This is a genomic window from Rhodopseudomonas sp. BR0C11 (assembly GCF_010820945.1).
Taxonomy (GTDB): Bacteria; Pseudomonadota; Alphaproteobacteria; order Rhizobiales; family Xanthobacteraceae; genus Rhodopseudomonas; species Rhodopseudomonas palustris_H.
Genome location: NZ_QTKI01000718.1, coordinates 1 through 1,210, shown reverse-complemented (window position 1 = coordinate 1,210; position 1,210 = coordinate 1). Strand labels below are relative to the sequence as shown.

Here is a 1,210-nt window from a genome sequence, read left to right as displayed (position 1 = left end):
ATGTGGTGCGGACCGCCGCCAGCCCCTCAATCTCGTTGACTGAGCGCTCGGTCCGGCTGTCGGCGGTCCGCACCACATCGGTCGCCTTGGCGATCTGGCGCGCGATCTCGCCGATCGATGCCGATAGCTCCTCCGCCGCGGCCGCGACGGTCTGCACGCTTTCCGAAGCCTGCTGCGAGGCGCCGGCGGCGGCCGCCGCCTGCCCGGAGGCCTCGGCTGCGACGTCGTCGATCGACTGCGCGTTGTTGCGCATCGTCGCAGCGTTGTCGGTCACGGCACGCAGCATGTCCTCGATCGAAGACCGGAACGCCTCGACCGCTTCGTTGACCTTCGCCTTCTGAGCATCCTCGATCCGGGCGCGCTCGGCTTCCTGCGCCTCGGCGTCATGCTTGGCCTTTTCGACCGCCTTCTCTTTGAACATCTCGACGGCGTGGGCAACTTCGCCGACCTCATCACTGCGGCCGAGCCCCGGCGGCACCACGGTGAAATCGCCATTCGCGAGCCGGTTCATTCCCTCTGTGAGCGAACGCAGCGGCCGCGAGATGCTGCGGCTGAGCAATGCGCCGGCCCCGAGCGTCAGGACCAGGACCCCAAGACCGATGGCCAGCGCCCATTCGCGCGCCTCCTGCATCGCCTTGACAGAGGCGCTGCGGTCGACGCCGAGTACCGAGACGCCGATGGCTTCGCCGGCATAATCACGCACCGGGGCCAGCATAATCGTCTGATCCATCGAGCCGATATGCATCGCTTGCTGCGCCGACTTATCGCGCAACGCAGCCGCCATCTGCTCGGCGCCGATCACCGGGTCGGTCTCGAAGGTTGAGGCGTATCGCTGGAAGCCGTTGGGAGTCTTCAAATACAAGGCGACGTCAGCGCCGGTGCCGCTCTTGAAAGCATCGAAGAAGCGGCTGCCGAGCGTCATCCCGACCTCCACCGAACCGATCGGCTTGCCGTCCTTGAACACTGGCGCCACACCGCGGATACCGAGCCCCTCGACACCATTCTCCAGTCCGCTCACCGGCTTGCCGCTGGCGTTGACGGCCACGACAGTCTTGCGGATCGCCGACAGATCGTCGCCGAACTTTTCCAGCTTGTGCAGCCGCAGGAACGACGTCGCTGGCGCGGTATGGAATTGCATCTGCACGACGCCGTGTGTCGCCTGTAACTGCAGGAAGCTCGGCTGCACAAGCTGGAAAAGTTCGGCGACGAT

General features: G+C 65.6%; 1 protein-coding gene. It reads right to left on the bottom strand.

Annotated features, from left to right (window positions below):
• Positions 1 to 1,144, bottom strand: a 1,144-nt coding sequence (locus DYI24_RS26855; RefSeq protein WP_502706387.1) for a cache domain-containing protein, incomplete at its 3' end; no start/stop codon positions are given.
• Positions 1,145 to 1,210 lie beyond the last annotated feature (66 nt).